The sequence below is a fragment of the Streptomyces sp. NPDC050806 genome (assembly GCF_055586425.1).
The window spans coordinates 118,464-142,949 of record NZ_JBVJIF010000011.1; the positions used below are offsets into that span (position 1 = coordinate 118,464).

Consider the following 24,486-nt stretch of genomic DNA (forward strand, 5'->3'; position numbering starts at 1 on the left):
GCGGAGATTGGACCGAGCCCCGATCCGGACCCCGGCCGAAGCAGCACTCTACCGGCCGGGGAACGCGAAGGTCAGTGCTCTTGGGAGGCCGTGACCAGTTCGGTCAGCACGCCGTGGCAGTCCTTGGGGTGCAGGAAGGTGATCCGGGAGCCCATCGAACCGATCCGCGGCTCGTCGTAGAGCACCCGTACGCCCTTCTCCCGGATGTCAGCAGCATCACGGTCCACATCCGCGGTGCCGAAGGCGATGTGGTGCACCCCCTCACCGTTCTTCGTCAGCCACTTGCCCACGGCTGAATCCTCACGGGTCGGTTCCAGCAGCTGGAGGTACGAAGCACCGCCGTCCGACGTATCGTTGATCTTGAGCATGGCCTCACGCACGCCCTGCTCCTCGTTGATCTCCTCGTGGAAGACCTCGAACCCGTACGTCGCCCGGTAGAACTCGACGGTCGCGTCGAGGTCATGACAGGCGATTCCGATGTGGTCGATTCGCGTCAGCATTTCTCCAGTGCACCGCTCGCACGCATGATTACGCAACGTGCGCGCGATCACATCCACAGCCCGGTGACCCGGTGCGGTACCGCTCAGTACATTGATGAAAACCCTCGTTAACTTCCCTGCACAGGAAGGGCCGCGCTGATGTCCTCATCGAACGGCAGCACCACCTCCGTGATCGTCGCGGGGGCCCGCACCCCCATGGGACGCCTGCTGGGCTCCCTGAAGTCCTTCTCCGGCGCGGACCTCGGCGGTTTCGCCATCAAGGCCGCACTGGACCGGGCCGGCATCGGCGGCGACCAGGTGCAGTACGTGATCATGGGCCAGGTCCTCCAGGCCGGCGCGGGCCAGATCCCCGCGCGCCAGGCGGCCGTGAAGGCCGGCATCCCCATGAACGTCCCGGCCCTGACCGTCAACAAGGTCTGTCTCTCCGGCCTGGACGCCATCGCGCTGGCCGACCAGCTCATCCGCGCGGGCGAGTTCGACGTCGTCGTGGCCGGCGGCCAGGAGTCGATGACCAACGCCCCGCACCTCCTCCCGAAGTCCCGCGGCGGCTACAAGTACGGCGCCGTGGAGATGCTGGACTCCATGGCGCACGACGGGCTCACCGACTCCTTCGAGAACGTCGCGATGGGCGAGTCCACCGAGAAGCACAACACCCGGCTGGGCATCCGGCGCCCCGAGCAGGACGAGATCGCCGCCCGCTCCCACCAGCGCGCCGCCGCCGCCCAGAAGAACGGCCTCTTCGAGGCCGAGATCACCCCCGTGGAGATCCCGCAGCGCAAGGGCGAGCCGGTCGTCTTCAGCCAGGACGAGGGCATCCGCGGCGAGACCACCGCCGAGTCCCTCGGCAAGCTGCGCCCCGCGTTCGCCAAGGACGGCACCATCACCGCCGGCAGCGCCTCGCAGATCTCCGACGGCGCCGCCGCCGTGGTCGTGATGAGCAAGGCCAGGGCCGAGCAGCTGGGCCTGGAGTGGATCGCGGAGATCGGCGCGCACGGCAACGTCGCGGGCCCGGACAACTCCCTGCAGTCCCAGCCCAGCAACGCGATCGAGCACGCCCTCGGCAAGGAGGGCCTGGAGGTCGCCGACCTCGACCTCATCGAGATCAACGAGGCGTTCGCCGCGGTCGCCGTGCAGTCCATGAAGGACCTCGGTGTTTCCCCGGAAAAGGTGAACGTCAACGGCGGAGCCATCGCGCTCGGCCACCCGATCGGCATGTCCGGCGCCCGTATCGTCCTGCACCTGGCGCTGGAACTGCGGCGGCGCGGCGGCGGCGTGGGCGCCGCGGCGCTGTGCGGCGGTGGCGGCCAGGGCGACGCCCTGATCGTGCGGGTGCCCGGCAAGTGACCCGACCGGGCAGGTGACCGTACGGGTGTCCACCGGGGCACCCGTACGGCAGGCCCGTACGTACATCCCGCAGGGACCGAGAACGGAGCGCTGAGCAATGGCAGATGTCCCCACCCTGGTCGCCCAGGCCCGGGAGGGCCGGCCGCGTGCGGTGGCCCGGCTGATCTCGCTGGTGGAGGGTGCCTCGCCGCAGCTGCGCGAGGTGATGGCGGCGCTGGCCCCGCTGACCGGCCGGGCGTACGTCGTGGGGATCACCGGCTCGCCGGGCGTGGGCAAGTCCACGTCCACGTCGGCGCTGGTCAGCGCGTACCGGAAGACGGGCAAGCGGGTCGGCGTCCTCGCGGTCGACCCGTCCTCGCCGTTCTCCGGCGGCGCCCTGCTCGGCGACCGGATCCGGATGAGCGAGCACGCCTCCGACCCCGGCGTCTACATTCGCTCCATGGCCACCCGCGGTCACCTCGGCGGCCTGGCCTGGGCGGCGCCGCAGGCCATCCGGGTGCTGGACGCGGCGGGCTGCGACGTGATCCTCGTGGAGACCGTCGGCGTGGGCCAGTCCGAGGTGGAGATCGCCTCGCAGGCCGACACCAGCATGGTGCTGCTGGCGCCGGGCATGGGCGACGGCATCCAGGCCGCCAAGGCGGGCATCCTGGAGATCGGCGACGTCTACGTGGTCAACAAGGCCGACCGGGACGGCGCCGACGCCACGGCCCGCGAGCTGAATCACATGCTGGGCCTGGGGGAGTCCCGGGCGCCGGGCGACTGGCGGCCGCCCATCGTGAAGACCGTCGCGGCTCGCGGCGAGGGCGTCGACGAGGTCGTGGAGGCGCTGGAGAAGCACCGCGCCTGGATGGACGAGCACGGCGTGCTCGCCGAGCGCCGGGCCGCCAGGGCCGCCCGCGAGGTCGAGACGATCGCCGTCACGACCCTCCGCGAGCGCATCGGCGACCTGCACGGCGACCGCCGGCTCGGCGCGCTCGCCGGGCGGATCACGGACGGCACGCTCGACCCGTACACCGCGGCCGACGAGCTGGTGGCGGGCCTGACGGAACAGTCCTGAACGAAAATGGCCGGCCGGCCCGCTCCTCGGGGGGCGAGGAGCCGGCCGGCCGGGCGGGCGGCGGGGGGCGCCGCCGGTTCGGGGTGTGCGGCGTACGGGATCAGTCGTCGTCGCCGTTGTCGCCGTTGTCGTGGTCGTCGTCGTCCGACTGCGCCTGGGTCACGGCGCCGCCCTTGGGGTCGACGTTCACGTGGTGCTCGGCGCCGTCCTTGGTGACCGTCTCGGCCTCCCAGACGAGCTTCTTGCCGTGGCCCGGGCCGTCCAGCTCCACCGACACGACCGTGCCGTGCGCGGCGGCCCTGCCGGCGGCCTGCGCGATGTCGACGGAGGCGTCGTTCAGCGCGGAGCGGACCCGGTCCTTGCCCTCGTCGCCGTCGTCGTCCTGGTCGATGTGCTGACCGCGCACCTCGGCCTTGTCGGCGCCGACGGTGATGTCGTGCCACTTGCCGTCCTTGCCCAGCACGTTCACGTCCCAGGCGACACCGGACTCGTCGTCGTCCAGGTCGACCTCGGTGACCGTCCCCGGCACGGCCTTCAGCGCGGCGGCCGCGGCCTGCTGCGCGGTGACCGTGGCGGACCGCGCCTCCCGGGCGTCGTCGCCGTCGCTGTCGTCGCCGGTCCCCTGCCCGTCGTACGACGCCACGCCGCCGGCCTGCTGAGACTGCGCCGGGTTCGACGCGGCTGCCGTCCCGTCCTCGTTACCGATCGCGACAGCGGTCGCGGTGCCGCCGGCGATCAGAGCGGCCGCGGCGACGGTGGCGATGACGACATTGCGCTTCATGGTGAAGCCTCCAAAACGGATTGCTGTTCGGCAGGATCACCTGGGGGGCCGGGGGTCGCCCGGAGGGGGCCGGGACTGGCCCCCGAGGTGATGCCCACACACTGCCGCCCCGTTCCTGAAGCCACCCTGAAGGAGCCTGAAGCGGTCTTCAGGAACCCAGCCTGAAGCGGTCTTCAGCAAGCCGGTGGCACTCTTGTCGCATGCGCCTGTTGATCGTGGAGGACGAGAAGCGGCTGGCCCGTTCCCTCGCCGCCGGCCTGACCGCCGAGGGATACGCCGTGGACGTCGTGCACGACGGCCTGGAGGGCCTGCACATGGCGAGCGAGGGCGCCTACGACCTGCTCGTCCTGGACATCATGCTGCCCGGCATGAACGGCTACCGGGTCTGCGGCGCCCTGCGCGCCGCGGGCAACGACGTGCCCATCCTCATGCTCACCGCCAAGGACGGCGAGTACGACGAGGCCGAGGGCCTGGACACCGGCGCCGACGACTACCTGACCAAGCCCTTCAGCTACGTCGTGCTGGTCGCCCGCGTGAAGGCGCTGCTGCGCCGCCGCGGCCGCACCGCGCTGCCCGTGCTCACCGTCGGCGTCCTCACCATCGACCAGGGCGCCCGCACGGTACGGCGCGGGGACGCGGACGTGCCGCTGACCACCAAGGAGTTCGCCGTCCTGGAACAGCTCGCGCTGCGCGCCGGCGAGGTGGTCTCCAAGTCCGACATCCTGGAGCACGTCTGGGACTTCGCCTACGAGGGCGACCCGAACATCGTCGAGGTGTACGTCAGCGCGCTGCGCCGCAAGCTCGGCGCCGCCTCGATCCAGACCGTGCGCGGCGCGGGGTACCGGATGGTGCCCGGTGTTTAGGGCGCTGGGCTCCGTGCGGGCCAGAGCGACAGCGGGTGCCACGGCCGTGGTGGCCCTCGCCCTCGTCGGGGTCGGCATAGCGGTCCTCATCGTGCTGCGCGGGAACCTGGTCTCCCAGGCCGACCTGCACGCCGAGGTCACCGCGCGCGAGGTCGCCTCCGAGATCGCCACCGGCACCGCCTACAAGGACCTGGACCTCCCCGACGCCGACGAGCACCCCGTCCTGGTCGACGACGAGCGGGGCCGCGTGCTGGCGGCCGGCGAGGACCTCCAGGAAGTCGACGGCTACAAGGTCACCCGGGGCACGCCGCCCGGCTCCGGCCGCCACACCGACGACGATGACGACGACAGCGAGGCTCCCCGCCCCGGCGAGGTGGACGACGACGTCGACAGCTCCGACGGCACGGCCGTCGTCGACGGCAAGCGCGCCGACTACCGCTGGGCCGAGGTCGACGCCACCGACACCCGCGACCGCACCGTGACCGTCATGGCCGGCACCCCGCTCGGCGCCGAGGAGAAGACCATCGGCTCGGTGCGGAACGCCATGCTCGTCGGCCTGCCGCTGCTGCTCCTGGTCGTCGGCGGCGTCACCTGGCTGGTCACCCGCCGGGCGCTCCGCCCCGTCGAGGGCATCCGCGCGGAGATGGCCGCGATCACCGCCAGTACGGACCTGTCCCGGCGGGTGCCGGAGCCCGCGACGCGCGACGAGATCGCCCGGCTGGCCCGGACCACCAACGAGACGCTGGCCGCGCTGGAGTCGTCCGTCGAGCGCCAGCGCGCCTTCATCGCCGACGCCTCGCACGAGCTGCGCAGCCCCATCGCCAGCCTCCGCACCCAGCTGGAGGTGGCCGAGGCCCATCCCGAGCTGCTGGACCTGCCGGGCGCGGTGGAGGACACCGTACGGCTCCAGCACCTCGCCGCCGACCTGCTGCTGCTGGCCCGGCTGGACGCGGGGGAGCGGCCCAAGGACACCCAGGTGGACCTGGGCGCGCTGGCCCGGGAGGAGCTGTCGCAACGGGTCGCCGACCGGCTGCCGGTGCGCTCCGGCGAGCTGCCGAGCGTGGCGGTGTCGGGCTCGCGGAGCCAGCTGAGCCGCATCCTGGGCAACCTCGTCGACAACGCGCAGCGGCACGCCCGTACGCAGGTCTCGGTGGACGTCCGCCGGAACGGCGGCTGGGCCGTGCTGCGGGTGGACGACGACGGGCCCGGGGTGGCGGCGGCCGACCGGGAGCGGATCTTCGAGCGCTTCGTACGGCTGGACGACGCGCGCAGCCGTGACGAGGGCGGCGCGGGGCTGGGCCTCGCCATCGCCCGGGACATCGCCGAACGGCACGGCGGCACGCTGGAGGTGCGCGAGGGCGCGGCCTTCGAACTGCGGCTGCCGCTGGCCGCACACGAACGGGACTGAGGCCGTACGCGGCCGGGCCGGCCGGCCGCTGCGCCGCGCGGGTGCGACGGTGTTCCCCCACCCGCGTCCCGCACGGCGCCCGGCCGGTCAGTACTTGCCGCGGTGCCCCCGCAGATGATCGGCGACCGGCGTCAGCGAGGCGCGCAGCGCGGCCAGGTCGTCCGCCGAGAAGAGGTCGATGAAGTGCTTGCGCACGGAGGCCACATGGTGCGGGGCGACCCGCCGCATGGTCTCCCAGCCCTCGTCGGTGAGCACCGCGTACAGCCCGCGCCGGTCGGACTCGCAGCTCTCGCGGCGTACCAGCCCGGCGTTCTCCATCCGGGTGATCTGGTGCGAGAGCCGGCTCTTGGACTGCAGTGTGGAGGCCGCGAGGTCACTCATGCGCATCCTGCGCTCCTCGGCCTCCGAGAGATTCACCAGGATCTCGTAGTCGTTGTAGGTCAGCCCGAACGGCTGGAGGTCCCGCTCCAGCTGGTGCGTCAGCAGCCTGCTGACGTCGAGGTGGGTGCGCCAGGCACGCTGTTCCTGGTCGGTCAGCCAGGGAGTGTCGCTGTCGGTCGTCATGAATGAATTCTACCCGTGAAAGTTGAATAGTAAATTAATCATGCCCCGTAATGGTGCCCTCACCGCTCCCTCCCGCCGGGGGTCAGACCGCCGGGAGGGCTCAGACGTTCGAGGTCACCCTCCGCAGACTACCGCTCACAGCCCGAAGCGGCGCTGGAGCCCCCCGAGGGAACCCGGCAGCTGAGGCATTTGTGAGCCACCGCCGTGACCGGCGGAACCGCCCGGTACGCCGGGTTCCGCCGCCACTGTCCCCGTCGGCACCTCCGGCATCAGCTGCTCGGTCGACTGCAGCAGAACGGTGCCGGCCCCGACGAACTCGAACTGGTGCTCCTCGCCGGAGACTCCGCCGATCCCGGTGTGCGCCCGCAGCCCGCCGAGGAAGCCGCGCAGGTACTGGTGATCGTAGTGATGGCACGGCGAGGGGCAGTCCGCCCAGCCCACCAGCGCCTGCGGGTCGACCCGGATCGGCGGCTCGGCGAAGACCACCGGACCGTTGGACGCGGCGACGAATTTCCCGGTGCCGATGAGGGTCGAAAAGCCCGGCACGATCGACTGCTTCAGCGACAGGGACGGCTGAAAAGCGAGCAGATTCCCGGACCGGATGGTGAGATTGCCTTCCGCCAGGTCGTAGGAATTCACGTCGAAAGCGCGGTCCGCCAGCACCATTTTCCCGCGACCCTGCGCGACCACCCAGTCCGCCGCGTGCAACGGGGAATGGAAACTGCCCGCGATCAGCCGGTCCAGCGCGCCGTGCCCGATTCCCTGGAATTCGATCTGCCCGTAATAGGCGACCATCTTTCCCTTCTGCAGGAACCACTGGCCGTTCAGATCCACGCTGAAGGCGTACGGATTGACGTTGTCGTCCACCGGCAGCGAGTGCACATCGTGAATGACGGGACCGCTCACAGCTTCTCCTCCGACGCCTGTACGTAGACGGTGCCCTGGCCCGACAGCTCCAGCTGGAACGCCTCGCCCGAGCCGCGGCCGACCATGTCCCGCCAGCCCAGCGCCGTCGAAAGCTTGTTGCGGACGTTGCCGCGGTGCGCCACGTACGCCTGCGGGTCCACGTGCACCGCGCGGTCCTGGCGGATGGGCAGTTCGATCACGCCGCCGTGCGCCATCACCGCCACCGAGCCGTGCCCTTCGAGGGTGGTGGTGAACAGACCCTGGCCGGTCACCTGGCCGCGCACCATGCCCATCACGCCGCCCTGCGCGCCCATGAACATCGTGCCCTGGCGCAGCGTCCCGTCGAACGCCAGCAGCCGGTCGGCCTCCACGTAGAGGGTGTCGCCGGTGAGGTCGACGACGTGGACGTGGTGGCCGCCGTGCCCGAACATCACGGAGGCAGTGGGGGCACCTCCCTGGTCATTAAGACCTTGGGGGACTTCCACGGTCATCAGCGGGGTGGCCTCGTTCGCGATCCGGCGGCCGATCATCGACCCCAGACCGCCCTGGCCGCCCTGCACGTTGGGGGTGAAGGCCACCTCGCCCTGGTACGCGAGCATCGCGCCGCGCTGGCTGAACAGCCGCTGCCCCGGCCCGATCTCCGCCCGGACCATGCGCGAGTTGAGCACCGTGAACGGCATCAGACCTCACCGCCGATCGTGTTGCGCTCGCTGGGCTGCACGTACACCAGGCCCTCGCCCTCGAAGCGGATCTGGAAGGCCTCGCCCGAGCCCTCTCCTATGAACGTGCGGAAGTTCACACCGGACTGGAAGTGCTGCCGGAGATCACCGGTATGGGCGACATACGCGCCCGGATCGACCTGGAGCGGGGCGTCCCGCGTCACCCGCAGCACCACCGCCGGGCCGTCCGAGGTGAGCGCTGCCTGGCCCGTGCCCTCCACGGTCGTGGTGAACAGCCCGTTGCCCTGCGAGGTACCGCGCAGCCCGGTGAACGTGGTCCCCGTGCGCAGTGCCGCGTCCGTGCAGAGCAGGTTGCTGGCCTCCACGTAGAGCTTCTCGCCGTGCAGGTTCACGAGGTTGATCTCGCTCGCGCGGTCCGCGAAATAGCAGGTGCCCTCGCCCTTCACCTCCATGACTTCCATCTGCTCCCCGGTCAGCCGCCGGGTCACCATGCCGCGCAGGCCCTCGCCCCCGCCGCTCATCTTCTTGAACGCCATCCGGCCGTCGTAGGCGACCATCGCGCCGTTCTTCGCCTTCACGGCATCGCCGGTCATGTCGACGGCGAGCACTTTGCTCCCCTGGAGCCGAAACTGAGCCACGGCACCAGACCGTAGTCCGCCGCGGCGCCCACGGGCAGAGGGCCCCGCGGGGACCGGCCGGGAACGGGCCCGGCGACGGGGGGCCGTCGTACTGCTGTCACAATGGAGCGGTGCTTGTGAATGTAAGCACAAGCTAAAGGCTGCACCCCTCCCACCCGAACGAGGTTCCCGTGGACATCAAGACCGCATCCGCCCTGCGCCGGCTCCGCCTGGTCTCCGCCCCCGAGGCGGTCTCCTTCCTGCTGCTGCTGATCTGCTCCGTCCTGAAGCGGACCACGGAGTTCAACGCGGTACCGGTGATGGGCGCCGTCCACGGCCTCCTCTTCGTGCTCTACGTGATCTTCTGGGCGGACGCCTGGAACCGTACGAAGTGGTCGCTGGGCACCGCCGCGCTCTACTTCATCCTCTCCGTCCTGCCCACCGGCGGCTTCTTCGCCGAGCGCCGGCTGAAGCGCGAGGCCGAGGCCACCGTGATCGCCGCGCGTGCCCGCAAGGAGAAGGAAGGCGTCGTGGGAGGGGCCGGCGCATGATCGTCGCATTCTCGGTCAGCCCGCTCGGCGTCGGCGAGGACGTCGGGGAGTACGTCGCCGACGCGGTACGGGTGGTCCGCGAGTCCGGGCTGCCGAACCGCACGGACGCCATGTTCACCTCGATCGAGGGCGAGTGGGACGAGGTCATGGACGTCGTCAAGCGCGCCGTCGCGGCCGTCGAGGAACGCGCGGGCCGGGTCTCGCTGGTCCTCAAGGCCGACATCCGGCCGGGCGTCACCGACGGGCTCACCTCGAAGGTCGAGACGGTGGAGCGGCACCTCGCGGAGGGCCGGGACTGACCGGAACGGAGGGGGTCCCGGCCCCTTCTTCGCCCGTCCCCTGAGACGGGGCTGACCACCATATGGGCGACCGGTAAGGTCGAAGACGTGCCGAAGCCGCTCAGTCTCCCCTTCGATCCCATCGCCCGCGCCGATGAACTGTGGCAGCGCCGGTGGGGGGCCGTCCCGGCGATGGCGGCGATCACCTCGATCATGCGGGCCCAGCAGATCCTGCTCGGCGAGGTGGACGCCGTGGTCAAGCCGTACGGCCTCACCTTCGCGCGCTACGAAGCGCTGGTGCTGCTGACCTTCTCGCAGGCCGGTGAGTTGCCGATGTCCAAGATCGGCGAACGTCTGATGGTGCACCCCACCTCGGTCACCAACACCGTCGACCGGCTGGTGAAGTCGGGCCTGGTGGCCAAGCGCCCGAACCCGAACGACGGGCGCGGCACGCTCGCCTCCATCACGGACAAGGGCCGCGAGGTGTGCGACGCGGCCACCCGCGACCTGATGGCCATGGACTTCGGACTCGGCGCTTACGACGCCGAGGAGTGCCAGGAGATCTTCGCCCTGCTGCGGCCGCTCCGGGTGGCGGCGGCGGATTTCAAGGACGACTAGCCGCCGTGGGCGGTACGGTCGCTGAGGGTCAGCACGCATGCTCCCCGCGCAAGCGGGGGTGGCCCGAAGAGGGTGCTCACCTGCTGCCGAACGATGGCAGTCGTCCCCGCCGCCGCGGGGGATTTGTGGCCCGTTAGGCTCGTAGGTATGAAACGAAGCGTGCTGACCCGCTACCGGACGATGGCGTACGTGACGGGCGTGCTGCTGGTCCTCCTGACCCTCGGCGTGATCGCCAAGTACCTGCTGCACATCGACGGTGCGGCCGGCTTCACCAGCGTCGTGGGCATCGCCCACGGCTGGCTGTACGTCGTGTACCTCGTATTCGCCTTCGACCTGGGCTCCAAGGCCAAGATGCCGGTCGGCAGGCTGCTGTGGGTGCTGATCGCCGGCACGATCCCCACCGCCGCCTTCTTCGTCGAGCGCAAGGTCTCGCGCGAGCTGGAGCCGCTCGTCTCCGGCACCGCGACCCCGCAGACCGCCAAGGTCTGAGCCCGGCTTCGTGAGCACGCCCCTCGACGGCCACCCGCTGGTCGCCGCCGCCCGGCGGCTCGCCGCCGACACCCTCGCGCCCGCCGCCGAGCGCGCCGACCGCGAGGGTGTCGATCCCGCCACGATCGCCGCGGTCAAGGCCTCCGGCGTGCTCGGTGCCGCAGGGCCGGCCGCGTACGGCGGCGCTGCCGCACCGGCCCCCGTCGTCCGGGAGATCGCCGAGATCCTCGCCGGGGCCTGCTGCTCCACCTTCTTCGTCCAGGCCCAGCACCACACGCCGGTCGGCACCTTGGTCGCCGCGGCCGGGGGCACCCCCGTCCGCGAGCAGCTGCTGCGCCCGCTGTGCGACGGCACGCTGCTGTCCGGCATCGCCTTCTCCCACCTGCGCGCCTTCCCGCGGCTGCCGGTGCGCGTCACCCGGGAGCACGCGGGGTGGCGCTTCGACGGCCGGGTGCCCTGGTACACCGGCTGGGGGCTGAACGACGTCCTGATGCTCGGCGGCGCGACCGAGGACGGCGAGGTGGTCTTCGCCGTCACCGAGGCCCGGGAGCAGCCCGGCCTGCGGGCGACGGGTCCGCTGGAGCTGGCCGCGCTCTTCGGTACCCGTACGGTCGGCCTGGAGCTGGACGGTCTGGTGCTGCCGGACGGCGCGGTGGCGCTGCGGCAGCCGTACGAGGAGTGGGCGGCGGCCGACCGGCCGAAGAACACCAACGTCAATCCGGCGGTGCTGGGTGTCACCCGGGCCGCGCTGGATCTTCTGGACGCCTCGGGCGACGAGGCCGCCGTGCGGACCGCGGGCGTGCTGCGCGAGCGGCTGGTGGCCGTGCGCAAGGATGCGTACGCGCTGCTGGACGAGGTGCCGGCGGCCGAGCGGATCGCCGACCGGCTGGCCGCGAAGATGCGAGCGTACGACGTGCTGCGGGCGGCGACCACGGCCGCTGTCGTGGCGGGCGGAGGCCGGGCGGTCGGCCTGGACCGGCCGGCCCAGCGGCTCGCTCGTGAGGGCATGTTCCTGCTGGTCCAGGGCCAGACAGCGGATGTCAGGGAAGCGCACCTGGCGGCACTGCGCGGCTGATTCCGGGCCCCGGTGGGGCGCTCGGCGGCCGTTCGCCATCGACAATTAGTAGGACGTCCAAGTAAATTTGGAAGCATGGACGCTGACGCGATCGAAGAGGGCCGCCGCCGCTGGCAGGCCCGGTACGACTCCGCACGCAAGCGCGACGCGGACTTCAGCACGCTCTCGGGCGACCCCGTCGACCCGGTGTACGGTCCCCGGCCCGGCGACGCCTACGAGGGCTTCGACCGGATCGGCTGGCCCGGCGAATACCCCTTCACGCGCGGCCTGTACCCGACCGGCTACCGCGGCCGGACGTGGACCATCCGCCAGTTCGCGGGCTTCGGCAACGCCGAGCAGACGAACGAGCGGTACAAGATGATCCTCAAGGCGGGTGGCGGCGGCCTGTCCGTGGCCTTCGACATGCCGACCCTCATGGGGCGCGACTCCGACGACCCGCGGTCGCTCGGCGAGGTCGGCCACTGCGGCGTCGCCATCGACTCCGCCGCCGACATGGAGGTCCTCTTCAAGGACATCCCGCTCGGCGACGTCACCACCTCGATGACGATCAGCGGCCCGGCCGTCCCGGTCTTCTGCATGTACCTGGTCGCGGCCGAGCGGCAGGGCGTCGACCCCGGCGTCCTGAACGGCACGCTGCAGACCGACATCTTCAAGGAGTACATCGCCCAGAAGGAGTGGCTCTTCCAGCCCGAGCCGCACCTGCGGCTGATCGGCGACCTGATGGAGCACTGCGCGCGCGACATCCCCGCGTACAAGCCGCTCTCGGTCTCCGGGTACCACATCCGCGAGGCGGGTTCGACGGCCGCGCAGGAGCTGGCGTACACCCTCGCCGACGGCTTCGGCTACGTCGAGCTGGGCCTCTCCCGCGGCCTGGACGTGAACACCTTCGCGCCCGGTCTGTCCTTCTTCTTCGACGCGCATGTGGACTTCTTCGAGGAGATCGCCAAGTTCCGCGCCGCGCGCCGGATCTGGGCCCGCTGGATGCGTGATGTGTACGGCGCGACCAGCGAGAAGGCGCAGTGGCTGCGGTTCCACACGCAGACCGCCGGCGTCTCGCTGACCGCGCAGCAGCCGTACAACAACGTCGTACGGACCGCGGTGGAGGCCCTCGCCGCCGTCCTCGGCGGCACCAACTCGCTGCACACCAACGCGCTGGACGAGACCCTCGCCCTGCCCAGCGAGCAGGCCGCCGAGATCGCGCTGCGCACGCAGCAGGTGCTGATGGAGGAGACCGGCGTCGCCAACGTCGCCGACCCGCTGGGCGGTTCCTGGTACGTCGAGCAGCTGACGGACCGGATCGAGGCGGACGCCGAGAAGATCTTCGAACAGATCAAGCAGCGGGGCGCGCGGGCGGTCCCGGACGGGCGCCACCCCATCGGCCCCATCACCTCCGGCATCCTGCGCGGTATCGAGGACGGCTGGTTCACCGGGGAGATCGCCGAGTCCGCCTTCCAGTACCAGCAGGCGCTGGAGAAGGGCGACAAGAAGGTCGTCGGCGTCAACTGCGCCCATGGCTCGGTCACCGGCGACCTGGAGATCCTGCGGGTCAGCCACGAGGTGGAGCGCGAGCAGGTGCGCGTACTCGCCGACCGCAAGGCGGCCCGGGACGACGCGGCGGTGCGCACGGCCCTGGACGCCATGCTGGCCGCGGCCCGCGACGGCGGGAACATGATCGAGCCGATGCTGGACGCGGTCCGGGCGGAGGCCACGCTCGGCGAGATCTGCGACGCGCTGCGGGACGAATGGGGCGTCTACACGGAGCCGGCCGGCTTCTGAGCACGCACGGCGGGCGCGGTCGGTGCGCGGACGACGGAATCCGTGGCGTTCTTCCGGGCGGTCCGGGTAGGTGGGTGCGGTCTGCATCCATCTACCTCCCCCGGAGACGTACGTGAAGAGACCCGCTCTCGCCGCTGCCGGCACCGCAGCCCTCGCCACCGTCCTGCTGGCCGGCTTCGCGGTCGTCGGCGCCCCCGCCGGCGCCGATCCCGCGCCGGAGCCGCACGCGGCACGGGCGCACGAGGCCCGCATCCAGGACGACTTCGACTCCCTCGGCCCGGAGGTGCGGGCCACGAAGCTGTCCACCGGCCGCACCGCGCACTACATCGACGAAGGGCCGCGGGACGGCCGGCCGGTGCTGTTCATCGGCGGTACGGGCACCAGCGCGCGGGCGGCGCACATGACCGACTTCTTCCGCTCCACCCGGGAGTCGCTCCGGTTGCGGCTGATCTCGGTCGAGCGCAACGGGTTCGGTGACACCGCGTACGACAAGGACCTGGGCAAGGCCGACTTCGCGAAGGACGCGCTGGAGGTCCTGGACCGGATCGGCGTCGGGAAGACCGCCGTGGTGGCGATCTCGGGCGGCGGGCCGTACGCCGCGGAGCTCGCGAGCCGCGCCCCGCAGCGCATCGACGCGCTGCACCTGGCCGCCGCGCTGCCCCCGTACGGCAAGCAGCCCGACTACTGCGGCCTGTCCGACGCGGAGCTGGGCAAGCAGCTGGCCCCGACGATCGCCGACCCCCGGAAGTGGTGGGCGTTCCCCGACGACAGCCCGACGAAGAAGATCCCGGGCTTCGCCGACACCGCGTACGAGGAGGGCGCGCGGACCTACAACCAGCGCGGCCAGAAGGCGGACCCGGCACCGCAGGTGCACGAGCAGAAGCTGTACTGCGAGCGGCCGGGCCCGGACCTGTCGAAGCTGACGGCTCCGGTCGTCCTCTACAGCGGCAAGAAGGACACCACCGTGCCGCCCAGCACCGTCAAGACGTGGCAGCGGCAGCTGCCGGGCGAGCCGCTGGTCCGCTCGTACGCCGACTCCGGGCACGACGTGCAGTACCGGCACTGGGACCAGATCCTGGTCGACCTGGCCGGGTTCACCGACCGCACGGTCGTCTGCCGGGACGGGCACAGCGGCATGCTGCCGGCCCGTACGGCGGAGAAGCTGGTGGCCGGCGGGCGGGCCACGCTGGGCAGCTGTGCCTGGCAGAAGAGCGACTGACCGGCCGTCACTCCGTCCCGGCCGGCGGGAGCCCCGTCCGGTCGCGCGGGAAGCGCAGCCGGAACAGCGCCCCGCCGCCCGGGGCCCGTTCCGCGGCGAGCGCGGCGTGGTGGGCGCGGGCGATCTGCCGGGCCATCGCCAGGCCCAGCCCGGAGCCGGGCAGGGTACGCGCGGCCTGCGCGCGGTAGAAGCGGTCGAAGACGTGCGGCAGGTCCTCGTCGGCGATGCCGGGGCCGTGGTCCCGAATGGTGATCTCCAGGGCGCCCGGCGGGGCGGTCAGCTCCGCCTCGACCGGGCCGCCGGGCGGTGAGAACTTGGCGGCGTTGTCGAGCAGGTTCGACAGCAGGCGGGCGAGCCGGGCGGGGACGCCCGGCACCGTCAGCGCCTCCGTGCCCGGCGCGGTCCGTACGGTGAAGCCGGTCTCCGGCCAGTGACCGCGGGCCGCGGCCACCGCGTGCTCCAGCAGCGCCGCGGCGCGCACCTGCTCGACCAGCGGCTGCGGCTCCTCGTCGCGCGCCAGCTCGATCAGGTCGTTGACCAGCGTGGTCACCTCGCGGAGCTGGCGGCCCAGGGCGGCCGAGGCGCGGTCGCGCTGGGCGTCGGTCAGCCGGTCGGCGCGGGCGAGGAGTTCGGCGTTGGTCCGGAGCGCCGTCAGCGGTGTGCGCAGCTCGTGGGAGGCGTCGGCGACCAGCCGGCGCTGGGCGGCGACCGACTGCTCCAGCTCGCCGAGCATGGTGTTGAAACTGGCCGCGAGCCGGGTCAGCTCGTCCTCGCGGCCGGGCGGCCCGGCGGGCAGTTCGATGCGGTGGGCGGCGTCGCGGGTGGCGGCGATCCGTTCGGCCGCCGCGGTCAGCCGGGCGACGGGCGACAGGCCCGTGCGGGAGACCCAGTAGCCGAGCGCGGCGGCCAGCAGCACGCCCGCGCCGCCCACCGCCGCGAGCATCCCGGCGGCCTGCCGCACCCCCTTCTCCACGGTGTCCGCGCGCAGCGTCACCTGCACCGCCGTGCCGTCCTTGAAGTGCTGTACGAGCATCCGGGCGGGGTGGCCGTGCACGGTGACGGCGCTGAAGTACGGGGCGCGCCGCCCGGCCGCGACCTCGCGGGCGGCGTCGGTGACCGGCAGCGCGTACGTCCCGGACGGGTCGGCCGCGGGGTCGGCGGGGACGATCTGGGAGCAGGCGGGGGCCGACAGGTAGCGGCACTCGGCGGCCACGGTGCCCGGCCCGGTGTCCCGGTTCTGCTGCATGACCAGCGTCGCCGACTGGGTGAGGTTCAGCTCCAGCTGGTGGCCCATTGCGTACCGGATGATGACGAAGGCGGCGCTGCACACGCCGACCGCGACCAGCGCGACGGCCGCGGAGGCGGCCAGCGCCAGCCGGGTCCGCAGCGGCCGCCGGCGCCGCCAGTGTGCGCCCGCGCCGCGCCGGCCGGTCATCCCTCGCCCAGCCGGTAGCCGATGCCGTGCACGGTGTGCAGCAGCCGCGGTTCGCCGCCCGCCTCCAGCTTGCGGCGCAGGTAGCCGACGTACACCGCGAGGGAGTTGGAGTCCGGCCCGAAGTCGCGGCCCCAGACCCGCTCCAGGATCACCTCGCGCGGTACGACCTGTCCGGGGTTGCGCGCGAGCAGGTCGAGCAGGGCCCACTCGGTGCGGCTGAACTCCAGCCGCCGGCCGGCCCGGCGGCCGGTCCGGGTGGCCGGGTCGAGCACCAGGTCGGCGACGGCCGGTGCCGCGCCGGCGTCCGCCGGGGTGACGCGGCGGAGCAGGGCCCGCAGCCGGGCGGTCAGTTCGTCCAGCGCGAAGGGCTTGACGAGGTAGTCGTCGGCACCGGCGTCCAGGCCGTCCACCCGCTCGCTGACCGAGTCCAGGGCGGTCAGCACCAGGATGGGCGTACGGTCGTCCAGCGCCCGCAGCCGCCGGCAGACGGCGAGGCCGTCCAGGACGGGCATCATCACGTCCAGCACGAGCGCGTCCGGCTGCCACTCCGCGACGGCGCTGAGCGCGGCCAGCCCGTCGGCCGCGCCGCGGACCCGGTAGCCCTCCACGGTCAGGCCGTCCTCGACGGCGGCGCGCACCTCGGCGTCGTCGTCGACGACCAGGACGCGGGGCGCGGGCGGGTCTGTGTGCGGGGGCGGCGGGGGTGATCCGGTCGGCGGCATGGGCCAAGGCTGCCAAACGCCGCTCTTAGAACGTTCTTAGGGCGCGCGCCGAGCGTGGCGGCCATGCGCACACCACTCTCCGTTGTCATCGGGGCCGGCGGCACCGGCGGCCACATCTATCCCGGACTCGCCCTCGCCGACGCGCTGCGCCGCGCCGTGCCGGACGCGGTGATCTCCTTCGTCGGGACGGAGCGCGGGCTGGAGACGCGGCTGATCCCGCGGGCCGGCCACCGGCTGCACACCGTCGACATGATCCCCTTCGATCCGGCGCTGGGCGCCCGCCGCTTTCTGCTCCCCGCCGACCTGCTGAAGTCCGGCGCCCAGTGCCGGGCGATCCTGCGGGCGCAGGGCGCGCAGGTCGCGGTCGGCATGGGCGGCTATCCCAGCGCGCCGGTGGTCGTCGGCGCCCGGCTGGCGGGGCTGCCGAGCCTCATCCACGAGTCCAACGCGGTACCGGGCCGGGCCAACAGGTTCGCCGCCCGGCTCACCCCGCACATCGCCCTCGCCTTCGACCGCAGCCGGGCGCTTCTGCCGGGCGGGGAGCGGGCCGAGACGGTCGGCATGCCGCTCTCCGGGCCGCTGGCGGGGCTGGACAGGGCGGCGCTGCGCGGCCCGGCCCGCCGGGCGCTGGGCGTCCCGGACGGGGCCCGGCTGCTGCTGGTCAACGGCGGCAGCCTGGGCGCGGCCCGGCTCACCGAGGCGGCCCTCGGGCTGGCCGCCCGGTACCGCCACCGCGCGGACCTGCGGCTGCTGATCAAGACGGGGCCGGCGGCGCTGGACGCGGCGCGGGAGCGGCTGGCCGCCGAGGGCGGGGCCGCGGTCGCCGAAGCGGTCCCGTACCTGGACCGGATGGATCTCGCGTACGCCGCCGCCGACCTGGTGGTGTGCCGGGCCGGCTCGGCGACCGTCGCGGAGCTGGCCACGATCGGCATGCCGGCCGTCCTCGTCCCGTATCCGCACGCCCCGGGCGACCACCAGACGCACAACGCGCGGGTGCTGTCCGACGCCGGGGCCGGGCTGCTGCTGCCGGACGCCGAGACCACCGCCGAGCGGCTCGACGCCGTCGTCGGCCCGCTGCTGGACGACCCGGCGCGGCTGGCGGCGATGGGCGCCGCCGCCGGTCCGGGCGACCACGCCCGCGCCGCCGACCTGCTGGCCGCGAAGGTCCTCCGGCTGGCCGGCCGCACCACCGCCACCACGTGTCCCGCCTCTTCGAAGGAGTACGCATGAGCACGCAGCACAACCCCTGGGAGGGCCGCCGGGTCCTCGTCACCGGAGCCGAGGGATTCATCGGCTCCACGCTCGTCGACCTGCTCGTCGAGCGGGGCGCCCGGGTCCGGGCGCTCGTCCACTACAAGCCGTACGCGGAGAAGGGCCATCTGGCCCGGTACCTGCGGCCGGACGGCCCCGTGGAGATGATGGCGGGGGACGTGCGGGACGCGGGCCGGGTGCGGGACGCGGTGGCCGGCTGCGACACGGTCTTCCACCTCGCCGCGCTGATCGGCATCCCGTACAGCTACGACTCGCCGGGCGCCTACGTGCAGACCAACGTGGTCGGTACGGAGAACGTGTGCGAGGCCGCCCGGCTGCACGGCGTGCGGCGGCTGGTGCACACCTCCACCAGCGAGGTGTACGGCACGGCGCGCACCGTACCCATCGGCGAGAACCACCCGCTGCAGCCGCAGTCCCCGTACTCCGCCTCCAAGATCGGCGCCGACATGCTGGCGCTCTCCCACTGGCACGCCTTCGAGCTGCCGGTGACCGTGGTGCGCCCGTTCAACACCTACGGGCCGCGGCAGTCGGCGCGCGCGGTGATCCCGGCGATCCTCGCGCAGCTGCACTCCGGCGCCCGGCGGATCAAGCTGGGCTCGCTGACCCCGACCCGGGACTTCACCTATGTCACGGACACCGCCGAGGGGTTCCTCGCGATGGCGGAGTGCGACCGGGCGGTGGGCGAGGTGGTCAACCTCGGCACCGGGCAGGAGATCTCCATCGGGCAGCTCGTGGAGGAGCTGATGGCGGCCTCGGGCCGGGAGGCGGAGGTCGTCGTGGACCGGGCGCGGCTGCGGCCCGCCGGCAGTGAGGTGGAGCGGCTGCTGTCGGACAACGCGCGGGCCCGGGAGCTGTCCGGCTGGCAGCCGCGGGTGCCGCTGAAGGTCGGGCTGCGGCGTACGTCGGACTGGGTGGGCGGGCATCTGCACCGGTTCGCGGCGGACCGGTACCAGGTCTGAGCACGCCCGCTCCGGTGCCGGGCCGCGGCACCGGAGGCCGGCGGGCGGTGCGCGGTCAGTCCTCGCTCTCCAGGCCGCCCAGGCCACCGAGCAGCAGGGTGGTGAAGCGGGCGGCCCAGGCCGCGTCGACCGGTTCGCCGCTGACCAGGGCGCGGTGCACCACGGCGCCCGCGATCACGTCGAAGATCATGTCCACGCTGCGCGCCGCGGCCGCCGCGCCCTCGGGGCCGCCGGCGTCCTTCGGCAGCTCACCGCGCCGCTGGGCGCGCTCCCGGCCCTGCACCACCAGCCGCTTCTGGCGGTCCACGACGGCCGAGCGGATGCGGTTGCGCAGCGCGTCGTCCGTGGTGGACTCGGCGACCACCGCCATCAGGGCCGTCTTGGTCTCGGGGCGGGCGAGCAGCGCGGCGAACTGCAGCACCACGCCCTCGATGTCGTTCTTCAGACAGCCCCGGTCGGGCAGTTCGAGCTCGTCGAAGAGGACCGCGACGGCGTCGACGACCAGTTCGTTCTTGCTCGCCCAGCGGCGGTACAGGGTCGTCTTGGCGACCCCGGCGCGCGCCGCCACGTCGCCCATCGTCAGCTTCCCCCAGCCCAGCTCGACGAGCGCGGCGCGGGTGGCGTCCAGGATCGCGGCGTCGGCCTCGGCGCTGCGCGGGCGTCCCGTGCGGCCGGTGGGGCGGGCGCGCCCCTTGCGGGGGCCGGGGGAAGAGCACTGCATGCGGCTGACCATACCGGCCGGTAGGCGCGCGCACCGTGCGGCGGGTGAGGCAGATCACGGACGCGGCGGGCCCGCGCGCTTGCGGCGGCGGGGGACCGGAGAGTTACGCTACGACTCGTAGCGAAAGAGCGACGCCACACTGGCCGCGGGTGGGGACCCCGGCCGCCGCAGGACGGCCCTTCCTCGGGGCCGTGACCGGCTCCGGCAGGGGCCGCACATGCAGGGCCCTCCACGGGGGCCGTGCCCACAGACCGGTCCTCCTCGGGACCACCACAGAGCTCTGTTCCCGGCCCGCTTCAGGCAATCCGGCGGGACGCGCGGCCGGGTGCGGAGCTCGCACCGCGGGGTCCAGGGCCATGGGGGCCCTGGATTTTCCGCACCGCTTTCCGGAACGGCCCGCTCAGGGGGGAGGATGGGACCATGCAGCCACGCAATATGTCCATGAGTGGAGTGGTCGACCTCGCCGCGGTGAAGGCGGCCGGGGAAGCGAAGCAGAAGGCGGAACAGGCGCGCGCCGAGGCCGCGCGCACCGGTCGCGCTCCGGCGGCCGGCCGGCTCGTGGTCGATGTCGACGAGGCGGGGTTCCAGCAGGAGATCCTGCAGCGCTCCAATGAAGTGCCGGTCGTCATCGACTTCTGGGCCGAGTGGTGCGAGCCGTGCAAGCAGCTGGGTCCGCTGCTGGAGCGCCTGGCGGGGGAGTACGCCGGCAAGTTCGTGCTCGCCAAGATCGACGTAGACAGCAACCAGGCCCTCTTCCAGCAGTTCGGTGTGCAGGGCATCCCGGCGGTGTTCGCCGTCGTCGCCGGCCAGCCGATCCCGCTGTTCCAGGGCGCGGCCCCGGAGGCGCAGATCCGGCAGGTGCTGGACCAGCTGGTCCAGGCCGCCGAGCAGCAGTTCGGCATCGTCGGCGCGCCCGTCGACCCGGCGGCGCAGGGCGACGAGGAGCCCGTCGAGGCGCCCGTGCCGGCCGGTCCGTACGACGCCCTGCTGGAGGCCGCGACCCGGGCGCTGGACTCCGGCGACCTGGCCGGTGCCATCCAGGCGTACAAGAACGTGCTCTCCGACGAGCCGGCCAACGAGGAGGCCAAGCTGGGTCTCGCGCAGGCCGAGCTGCTGAACCGGGTGCAGGACCTCGACCCGCAGGCCGTGCGCAAGGAGGCGGCCGACAGCCCCGCCGATGTGCGGGCCCAGATCCGGGCCGCCGACCTCGACCTGGTCGGCGGGCACGTCGAGGACGCCTTCGGGCGGCTGGTCGACGTCGTGAAGCGCACCGCGGGCGACGACCGCGAGGCCGCACGGCTGCGGCTGCTGGAGCTCTTCGAGGTCATCGGCGGCGAGGATCCGCGCGTCGTGAGCGCGCGCACCGCGCTGGCCCGCGTCCTGTTCTGACGGCTCGCCAAGTACTCCCTCCTCAAACGGAACAGCGGCCACGTTTTACCAAAACTTGGTAAACGTGGCCGCTGTTACTTGGAGTAAGAGCGCTGGGATGGCTTGGCGTGTTTTGGGCGTAATTTGCGGATGTTTCTTCCGCGTCAAGGGCGACCCTGTGTACCTGGATGATCTCGCTCGGTACGCGGTGGATCATTTCTCTGTTACTGGTAGGTAACGAGCCCCTTGTGCGGCGGCTGAGAATGCACCACGATCAGCCAAGCTCGGTCCATCACCCAGCAGTCCGGCAGCCGGCCGGGAGGCACGCGGGAGGTGGGTCCCCACCGAGTGGGCCGGCGGCAGTGGCGCCGGTCGAGGGCAGGGGGGTCTTCGCCGTCCCGGCGGAGCCTGTCCAGAGAGGTTGCGCGAGAGCGTGGCCAGTGGTTGTCGCTCGGGGGTGATCGCCGGTGGTTCGGAAACGCAAGTCCTCCGAAGCGGCGCTCTCCTTCCCGAGGACGTAGCACTTCTCCCATCCCAGGTGCGGCCGTATCCATGACCGGGCGGCCGGCGCCGGAGATGTACGTCCGAGAAGGAGGAAAGTCATGGAGTCCCTGGCTCGTGGCGGGACCAGATGGAAGCGGTTCGCCGTCGTCATGGTGCCGAGCGTCGCTGCGACGGCAGCGATCGGCGTGGCCCTTTCGCAGGGTGCGCTGGCGGCGTCGTTCAGCGTGTCCGGCCAGCAGTTCAAGGTGGCCACCGACCGCCTGGACGGCCAAGGCTTCGTTCAGTACGGAGCCGTTGACGCCCAGAAGGGCGGCAAGCAGATCCCGGTGGCGGTCTCGGCGTTCTCCAACGCCAAGATCAAGAACCTGTGCCAGTCCGTCGTCGTGCCCGTCCCGGTCTTCGGTGACGTGTCGATGAAGCTCCAGGCGGGCGGCGGTGACACGCCGGTCGAGGCGAAGAACCTCTACATCGACCTGGACCAGCTCGAGGCGGACGCGACCTTCAACAACATCAACATTGGTGTTGCCGCGGGTTCGTCGACCAAGGGCCCCGGTATCAAGAAGGGCGACAAGACGGACCCCGGTTCGTTCGCCCAGGAGGCCGACACGGCCACCCTGACCGGTGTCAAGCAGACGGCCTGGGCGACCACGGCCGGCACGTTCAAGCTCAGCGGCCTGAAGATGAAGGTCTCCAAGGGCAAGAACGAGTGCTACTGACGCACTGAGCGTGCGGGCACGGGGGAGCCGATACCGGGCTCCTGAGCCGTATCCCTGTGCCCGTGCGCCGGTCCTTCGGACAGCACCCAGCACCACCAGCTCACGTACCACCGAATTGCCAGTCCCGAGGAGCTGTACGAGATGAGCGCCGACACGCGACCACGGCTGAGCGAGACAATCGGCCGGCAGCGCCGTTCCTTCCGGGCTTGGCGAGGACAACGCCCGTACTGGGCGGGGCTGCTGACCCTGCTGGCCGGCATCCCGATCATGTACATCCCTTACGCGAACCTCACGATCGGTTCCCTGACCGTGCGCATGGCGACGACGGCGGGCGCCGGCTCGCTGATCATCGGCGTGCTGCTGGTCGTACTCGGTCTGACCATGTGGTTCCAGCCCGCTTCACGGGTCTTCGCCGGTGTCGCGGCGATCCTGCTGTCGCTGGTGTCCCTGGTCGTCTCCAACTTCGGCGCCTTCCTGGTCGGCTTCCTGCTGGGGCTGATCGGCGGTGCGCTGGCGGTCTCCTGGGCCCCCGGCAAGCCGGGCAGGGCCGAGGCCGCCGAGGACACCGACGGTCCCCGCGGGCGTGCGGACGACGGCGCCGGCGACGGGTTCGACGCGTTCGGCGGCGGGCGGCCCGCGGCGGCCGGAGCGGGCGGTTCGCGCGGCGTACTGGACGACCTGTCAGGTAAGAGCCCGACCAACGGGACGAACGGGAGGCACCGTGCCGGGTGATGAGCTGCACGACGAGGGCGCAGCCGCCGGGGCGAGATCCGGGCGGCATGCGGCGCCGAGGAAGCCGCTGCTGACGCGGTTGCACGTGCCGGCCGGCAAGGCGATCGCCATTGCCGCCATGCCCTCCGCCGTGCTCATGGGCATGGGGCTCACGCCCCAGCTGGCCATGGCCAAGCCCAAGCCCCCGGAGAGCCCTTTCCGGGACGGTCCGTGCGTGACCGCCCCGGACAAGGTGGAGGAGCAGGACGCCAAGGCCGAGGACGACGCCAAGGCGAAGGACAAGGACAAGAAGGACGGCAAGGACACCGCCGAGCCGTCCGCGAAGCCCTCCGCCTCGCCCTCCGGCACGGACGAGGACAAGAAGCCCGAGCCGTCCGCCACCCCGGACGGCGACGAGTCGTCGGACTCCGCGACGCCCTCGCCGTCCGCCTCCCCCGAGGAGGAGAAGGACGGCGGCCTGCTGGGCGGCGTCGGTGACGCGCTCGGCGGCCTGCTGGGCGGCGACAAGTCCGACGAGAAGTCCACCGAGTCGCCGAGCCCGACCCCGTCGGCCTCCGAGGACACCGCGCCCGAGGAGTCCACGAAGGACACCGGGGACGCGGGCACCGAGAAGGCCACCAAGCCCGTCGAGGACACCGTCAAGGGCGTCACCGACGGTCTCGGCAAGGCCGGTGACTCCCTCAAGGGCGGCTCGAAGACCGTCGGCGACACCGTCCACGGCGCCGTGGGCATGGCGGACAACGCCCTGCCCGGCGGCGGTCTGGACGGCAAGGACGCCAACGGCAAGAAGGGCTACCCCTGCGTCACCGAGAACAAGCAGAAGGGCAAGGACGAGCAGACCCCCGTCACCCTGCCCGACAAGCCCTGGCATCTGACGTCCTCCGCGCTCACCCTGCGCGGCCTGGACTACGAGGGCGTCGTCAACGTCACCACCCAGAACGGCAACACCAAGCAGGTCCTGAAGTTCACCGCGGACAGCGTGGACATCGGCGATCTGCACCAGACGGTGGACGACCCGACGTCGGGGAAGAAGTACCACGTCGAGGCGCGCAAGGGCTCCACGTCCACCTTCCGCGGCGGCAAGGTGACGATGTACACCGAGCGCCTGCAGGGCAACCTCTTCGGGCTGATCCCGATCGTGTTCGACGCGGAGCACCCGCCGCCGATCAACACCCCGTTCGCCTACTTCACCAAGGTGGAGCTCGACCAGGCGGGCCAGTTCGGCGGCAACCTGCACGTCCCGGGCCTGCACCAGTACATGACCTGAGGCACCGCCGCCGTCCGGGCCCGCCCGGCCCGCCGCAGTCCCGTCCGGGAGCCGCACCGCGAAG

Annotated in this window: 26 protein-coding genes; 17 read left to right on the forward strand and 9 right to left on the reverse strand. The window is 72.2% G+C overall.

The annotated features are described in order from the left end of the window. Window positions 1–71: 71 nt before the first annotated feature. Complete coding sequence (gene mce / locus ACZ6WH_RS32190) at window positions 72–500, reverse strand: methylmalonyl-CoA epimerase (protein ID WP_432858869.1); 429 nt, start codon at window positions 498–500, stop codon at window positions 72–74. A gap of 138 nt (window positions 501–638) precedes the next feature. On the opposite strand from mce, the gene ACZ6WH_RS32195 reads away from it, so the two are divergent. Next, window positions 639–1,844, forward strand: a complete 1,206-nt coding sequence (locus ACZ6WH_RS32195) for an acetyl-CoA C-acetyltransferase (RefSeq protein WP_432858871.1) — start codon at window positions 639–641, stop codon at window positions 1,842–1,844. Window positions 1,845–1,941: 97 nt separating this feature from the next. Further along, complete coding sequence (gene meaB / locus ACZ6WH_RS32200) at window positions 1,942–2,901, forward strand: methylmalonyl Co-A mutase-associated GTPase MeaB (protein WP_432858873.1); 960 nt, start codon at window positions 1,942–1,944, stop codon at window positions 2,899–2,901. Window positions 2,902–3,001: 100 nt separating this feature from the next. On the opposite strand, the gene ACZ6WH_RS32205 is transcribed toward meaB, so the two are convergent. Beyond that, on the reverse strand, window positions 3,002–3,682 hold the full coding sequence (locus ACZ6WH_RS32205; RefSeq protein WP_469732869.1) for a PepSY domain-containing protein: 681 nt from the start codon (window positions 3,680–3,682) through the stop codon (window positions 3,002–3,004). Window positions 3,683–3,882: 200 nt separating this feature from the next. Here ACZ6WH_RS32205 and ACZ6WH_RS32210 point away from each other — a divergent pair, with 200 nt between their 5' ends. Next, a complete protein-coding gene (locus ACZ6WH_RS32210; RefSeq protein WP_432858877.1) occupies window positions 3,883–4,545 on the forward strand; it encodes a response regulator transcription factor in 663 nt (220 codons plus the stop codon). Window positions 4,546–4,549: 4 nt separating this feature from the next. Further along, window positions 4,550–5,953, forward strand: a complete 1,404-nt coding sequence (locus tag ACZ6WH_RS32215) for a sensor histidine kinase (RefSeq protein WP_469733214.1) — start codon at window positions 4,550–4,552, stop codon at window positions 5,951–5,953. An 87-nt stretch (window positions 5,954–6,040) separates the two neighbouring features. Here ACZ6WH_RS32215 and ACZ6WH_RS32220 read toward each other — a convergent pair whose 3' ends face one another. The 4 genes from ACZ6WH_RS32220 to ACZ6WH_RS32235 all read right to left on the reverse strand — a co-directional run bounded on the left by ACZ6WH_RS32220 (window position 6,041) and on the right by ACZ6WH_RS32235 (window position 8,741). Further along, window positions 6,041–6,517 (reverse strand): MarR family winged helix-turn-helix transcriptional regulator, encoded by a 477-nt coding sequence (locus tag ACZ6WH_RS32220; protein WP_361555745.1) that lies wholly within the window; start codon window positions 6,515–6,517, stop codon window positions 6,041–6,043. A gap of 135 nt (window positions 6,518–6,652) precedes the next feature. Continuing rightward, entirely contained in the window at window positions 6,653–7,423 is a 771-nt protein-coding gene (locus tag ACZ6WH_RS32225) for an AIM24 family protein (protein ID WP_469732871.1), read from the reverse strand. Next, window positions 7,420–8,103 (reverse strand): AIM24 family protein, encoded by a 684-nt coding sequence (locus ACZ6WH_RS32230; protein ID WP_469732872.1) that lies wholly within the window; start codon window positions 8,101–8,103, stop codon window positions 7,420–7,422. Before ACZ6WH_RS32230 ends, ACZ6WH_RS32225 begins: the two co-directional genes overlap by 4 nt. After that, complete coding sequence (locus ACZ6WH_RS32235) at window positions 8,103–8,741, reverse strand: AIM24 family protein (RefSeq protein WP_469732874.1); 639 nt, start codon at window positions 8,739–8,741, stop codon at window positions 8,103–8,105. Before ACZ6WH_RS32235 ends, ACZ6WH_RS32230 begins: the two co-directional genes overlap by 1 nt. A gap of 170 nt (window positions 8,742–8,911) precedes the next feature. Here ACZ6WH_RS32235 and ACZ6WH_RS32240 point away from each other — a divergent pair, with 170 nt between their 5' ends. The 7 genes from ACZ6WH_RS32240 (at window position 8,912) to ACZ6WH_RS32270 (ending at window position 14,726) form a co-directional block, all read left to right on the forward strand. After that, on the forward strand, window positions 8,912–9,271 hold the full coding sequence (locus ACZ6WH_RS32240; protein ID WP_432858885.1) for a DUF3817 domain-containing protein: 360 nt from the start codon (window positions 8,912–8,914) through the stop codon (window positions 9,269–9,271). After that, entirely contained in the window at window positions 9,268–9,570 is a 303-nt protein-coding gene (locus ACZ6WH_RS32245) for an MTH1187 family thiamine-binding protein (protein WP_469732876.1), read from the forward strand. Before ACZ6WH_RS32240 ends, ACZ6WH_RS32245 begins: the two co-directional genes overlap by 4 nt. 87 nt (window positions 9,571–9,657) lie before the next feature. Continuing rightward, window positions 9,658–10,167, forward strand: coding sequence for a MarR family winged helix-turn-helix transcriptional regulator (locus tag ACZ6WH_RS32250; protein WP_469732878.1), 510 nt, complete (start codon window positions 9,658–9,660; stop codon window positions 10,165–10,167). A 147-nt stretch (window positions 10,168–10,314) separates the two neighbouring features. Next, the gene (locus ACZ6WH_RS32255; protein ID WP_469732880.1) at window positions 10,315–10,656 is read left to right on the forward strand and encodes a DUF3817 domain-containing protein; all 342 of its coding nucleotides are present in this window, start codon (window positions 10,315–10,317) and stop codon (window positions 10,654–10,656) included. Window positions 10,657–10,666: 10 nt separating this feature from the next. Continuing rightward, window positions 10,667–11,731, forward strand: coding sequence for an acyl-CoA dehydrogenase family protein (locus ACZ6WH_RS32260; RefSeq protein WP_469732882.1), 1,065 nt, complete (start codon window positions 10,667–10,669; stop codon window positions 11,729–11,731). Window positions 11,732–11,806: 75 nt separating this feature from the next. Continuing rightward, complete coding sequence (locus tag ACZ6WH_RS32265) at window positions 11,807–13,507, forward strand: acyl-CoA mutase large subunit family protein (RefSeq protein ID WP_432858893.1); 1,701 nt, start codon at window positions 11,807–11,809, stop codon at window positions 13,505–13,507. 112 nt (window positions 13,508–13,619) lie between these two features. Beyond that, window positions 13,620–14,726 (forward strand): alpha/beta fold hydrolase, encoded by a 1,107-nt coding sequence (locus tag ACZ6WH_RS32270; RefSeq protein WP_469732885.1) that lies wholly within the window; start codon window positions 13,620–13,622, stop codon window positions 14,724–14,726. A gap of 7 nt (window positions 14,727–14,733) precedes the next feature. On the opposite strand, the gene ACZ6WH_RS32275 is transcribed toward ACZ6WH_RS32270, so the two are convergent. Together ACZ6WH_RS32275 and ACZ6WH_RS32280 are read right to left on the reverse strand one after the other, a co-directional pair. Then, window positions 14,734–16,161 (reverse strand): sensor histidine kinase, encoded by a 1,428-nt coding sequence (locus tag ACZ6WH_RS32275; protein WP_469732886.1) that lies wholly within the window; start codon window positions 16,159–16,161, stop codon window positions 14,734–14,736. Then, the gene (locus ACZ6WH_RS32280; RefSeq protein WP_469732888.1) at window positions 16,158–16,883 is read right to left on the reverse strand and encodes a response regulator transcription factor; all 726 of its coding nucleotides are present in this window, start codon (window positions 16,881–16,883) and stop codon (window positions 16,158–16,160) included. The genes ACZ6WH_RS32275 and ACZ6WH_RS32280 overlap by 4 nt, the downstream gene beginning before the upstream one ends. Window positions 16,884–16,946: 63 nt before the next feature. Between ACZ6WH_RS32280 and ACZ6WH_RS32285 the strand changes: the two genes are divergently transcribed. Both ACZ6WH_RS32285 and ACZ6WH_RS32290 read left to right on the forward strand, forming a co-directional pair. Continuing rightward, a complete protein-coding gene (locus tag ACZ6WH_RS32285; protein ID WP_469732890.1) occupies window positions 16,947–18,113 on the forward strand; it encodes a UDP-N-acetylglucosamine--N-acetylmuramyl-(pentapeptide) pyrophosphoryl-undecaprenol N-acetylglucosamine transferase in 1,167 nt (388 codons plus the stop codon). After that, the gene (locus tag ACZ6WH_RS32290) at window positions 18,110–19,114 is read left to right on the forward strand and encodes a GDP-mannose 4,6-dehydratase (RefSeq protein WP_469732892.1); all 1,005 of its coding nucleotides are present in this window, start codon (window positions 18,110–18,112) and stop codon (window positions 19,112–19,114) included. Before ACZ6WH_RS32285 ends, ACZ6WH_RS32290 begins: the two co-directional genes overlap by 4 nt. A 55-nt stretch (window positions 19,115–19,169) precedes the next feature. On the opposite strand, the gene ACZ6WH_RS32295 is transcribed toward ACZ6WH_RS32290, so the two are convergent. Beyond that, a complete protein-coding gene (locus ACZ6WH_RS32295) occupies window positions 19,170–19,847 on the reverse strand; it encodes a TetR/AcrR family transcriptional regulator (RefSeq protein ID WP_432858905.1) in 678 nt (225 codons plus the stop codon). A 408-nt stretch (window positions 19,848–20,255) separates the two neighbouring features. On the opposite strand from ACZ6WH_RS32295, the gene ACZ6WH_RS32300 reads away from it, so the two are divergent. From ACZ6WH_RS32300 to ACZ6WH_RS32315, 4 genes are all read left to right on the forward strand, one after another. Beyond that, window positions 20,256–21,224, forward strand: a complete 969-nt coding sequence (locus ACZ6WH_RS32300; RefSeq protein WP_469732894.1) for a tetratricopeptide repeat protein — start codon at window positions 20,256–20,258, stop codon at window positions 21,222–21,224. Between the two features lie 581 nt (window positions 21,225–21,805). Next, window positions 21,806–22,423, forward strand: a complete 618-nt coding sequence (locus ACZ6WH_RS32305) for a DUF6230 family protein (RefSeq protein WP_361555796.1) — start codon at window positions 21,806–21,808, stop codon at window positions 22,421–22,423. Between the two features lie 141 nt (window positions 22,424–22,564). After that, window positions 22,565–23,155: a DUF6114 domain-containing protein gene (locus ACZ6WH_RS32310; RefSeq protein ID WP_469732896.1), complete on the forward strand. Its 591-nt coding sequence runs from the start codon at window positions 22,565–22,567 to the stop codon at window positions 23,153–23,155. Next, a complete protein-coding gene (locus tag ACZ6WH_RS32315; RefSeq protein ID WP_469732898.1) occupies window positions 23,145–24,422 on the forward strand; it encodes a hypothetical protein in 1,278 nt (425 codons plus the stop codon). The genes ACZ6WH_RS32310 and ACZ6WH_RS32315 overlap by 11 nt, the downstream gene beginning before the upstream one ends. The last annotated feature ends 64 nt before the right edge of the window (window positions 24,423–24,486 follow it).

What these genes read in the sequence shown, in the direction of transcription:
- ACZ6WH_RS32210 (WP_432858877.1), top strand. Translation starts at nt 3,883, where the DNA reads ATGCGCCTGTTGATCGTGGAGGACGAGAAGCGGCTGGCCCGTTCCCTC.
- ACZ6WH_RS32275 (WP_469732886.1), bottom strand. Translation starts at nt 16,161, where the DNA reads ATGACCGGCCGGCGCGGCGCGGGCGCACACTGGCGGCGCCGGCGGCCG.
- ACZ6WH_RS32290 (WP_469732892.1), top strand. Translation starts at nt 18,110, where the DNA reads ATGAGCACGCAGCACAACCCCTGGGAGGGCCGCCGGGTCCTCGTCACC.
- ACZ6WH_RS32195 (WP_432858871.1), top strand. Translation starts at nt 639, where the DNA reads ATGTCCTCATCGAACGGCAGCACCACCTCCGTGATCGTCGCGGGGGCC.
- ACZ6WH_RS32205 (WP_469732869.1), bottom strand. Translation starts at nt 3,682, where the DNA reads ATGAAGCGCAATGTCGTCATCGCCACCGTCGCCGCGGCCGCTCTGATC.
- ACZ6WH_RS32245 (WP_469732876.1), top strand. Translation starts at nt 9,268, where the DNA reads ATGATCGTCGCATTCTCGGTCAGCCCGCTCGGCGTCGGCGAGGACGTC.
- ACZ6WH_RS32255 (WP_469732880.1), top strand. Translation starts at nt 10,315, where the DNA reads ATGAAACGAAGCGTGCTGACCCGCTACCGGACGATGGCGTACGTGACG.
- ACZ6WH_RS32285 (WP_469732890.1), top strand. Translation starts at nt 16,947, where the DNA reads ATGCGCACACCACTCTCCGTTGTCATCGGGGCCGGCGGCACCGGCGGC.
- ACZ6WH_RS32300 (WP_469732894.1), top strand. Translation starts at nt 20,256, where the DNA reads ATGCAGCCACGCAATATGTCCATGAGTGGAGTGGTCGACCTCGCCGCG.
- mce (WP_432858869.1), bottom strand. Translation starts at nt 500, where the DNA reads ATGCTGACGCGAATCGACCACATCGGAATCGCCTGTCATGACCTCGAC.
- ACZ6WH_RS32230 (WP_469732872.1), bottom strand. Translation starts at nt 8,103, where the DNA reads ATGCCGTTCACGGTGCTCAACTCGCGCATGGTCCGGGCGGAGATCGGG.
- ACZ6WH_RS32265 (WP_432858893.1), top strand. Translation starts at nt 11,807, where the DNA reads ATGGACGCTGACGCGATCGAAGAGGGCCGCCGCCGCTGGCAGGCCCGG.
- ACZ6WH_RS32310 (WP_469732896.1), top strand. Translation starts at nt 22,565, where the DNA reads ATGAGCGCCGACACGCGACCACGGCTGAGCGAGACAATCGGCCGGCAG.
- ACZ6WH_RS32280 (WP_469732888.1), bottom strand. Translation starts at nt 16,883, where the DNA reads ATGCCGCCGACCGGATCACCCCCGCCGCCCCCGCACACAGACCCGCCC.
- meaB (WP_432858873.1), top strand. Translation starts at nt 1,942, where the DNA reads ATGGCAGATGTCCCCACCCTGGTCGCCCAGGCCCGGGAGGGCCGGCCG.
- ACZ6WH_RS32295 (WP_432858905.1), bottom strand. Translation starts at nt 19,847, where the DNA reads ATGGTCAGCCGCATGCAGTGCTCTTCCCCCGGCCCCCGCAAGGGGCGC.
- ACZ6WH_RS32220 (WP_361555745.1), bottom strand. Translation starts at nt 6,517, where the DNA reads ATGACGACCGACAGCGACACTCCCTGGCTGACCGACCAGGAACAGCGT.
- ACZ6WH_RS32305 (WP_361555796.1), top strand. Translation starts at nt 21,806, where the DNA reads ATGGAGTCCCTGGCTCGTGGCGGGACCAGATGGAAGCGGTTCGCCGTC.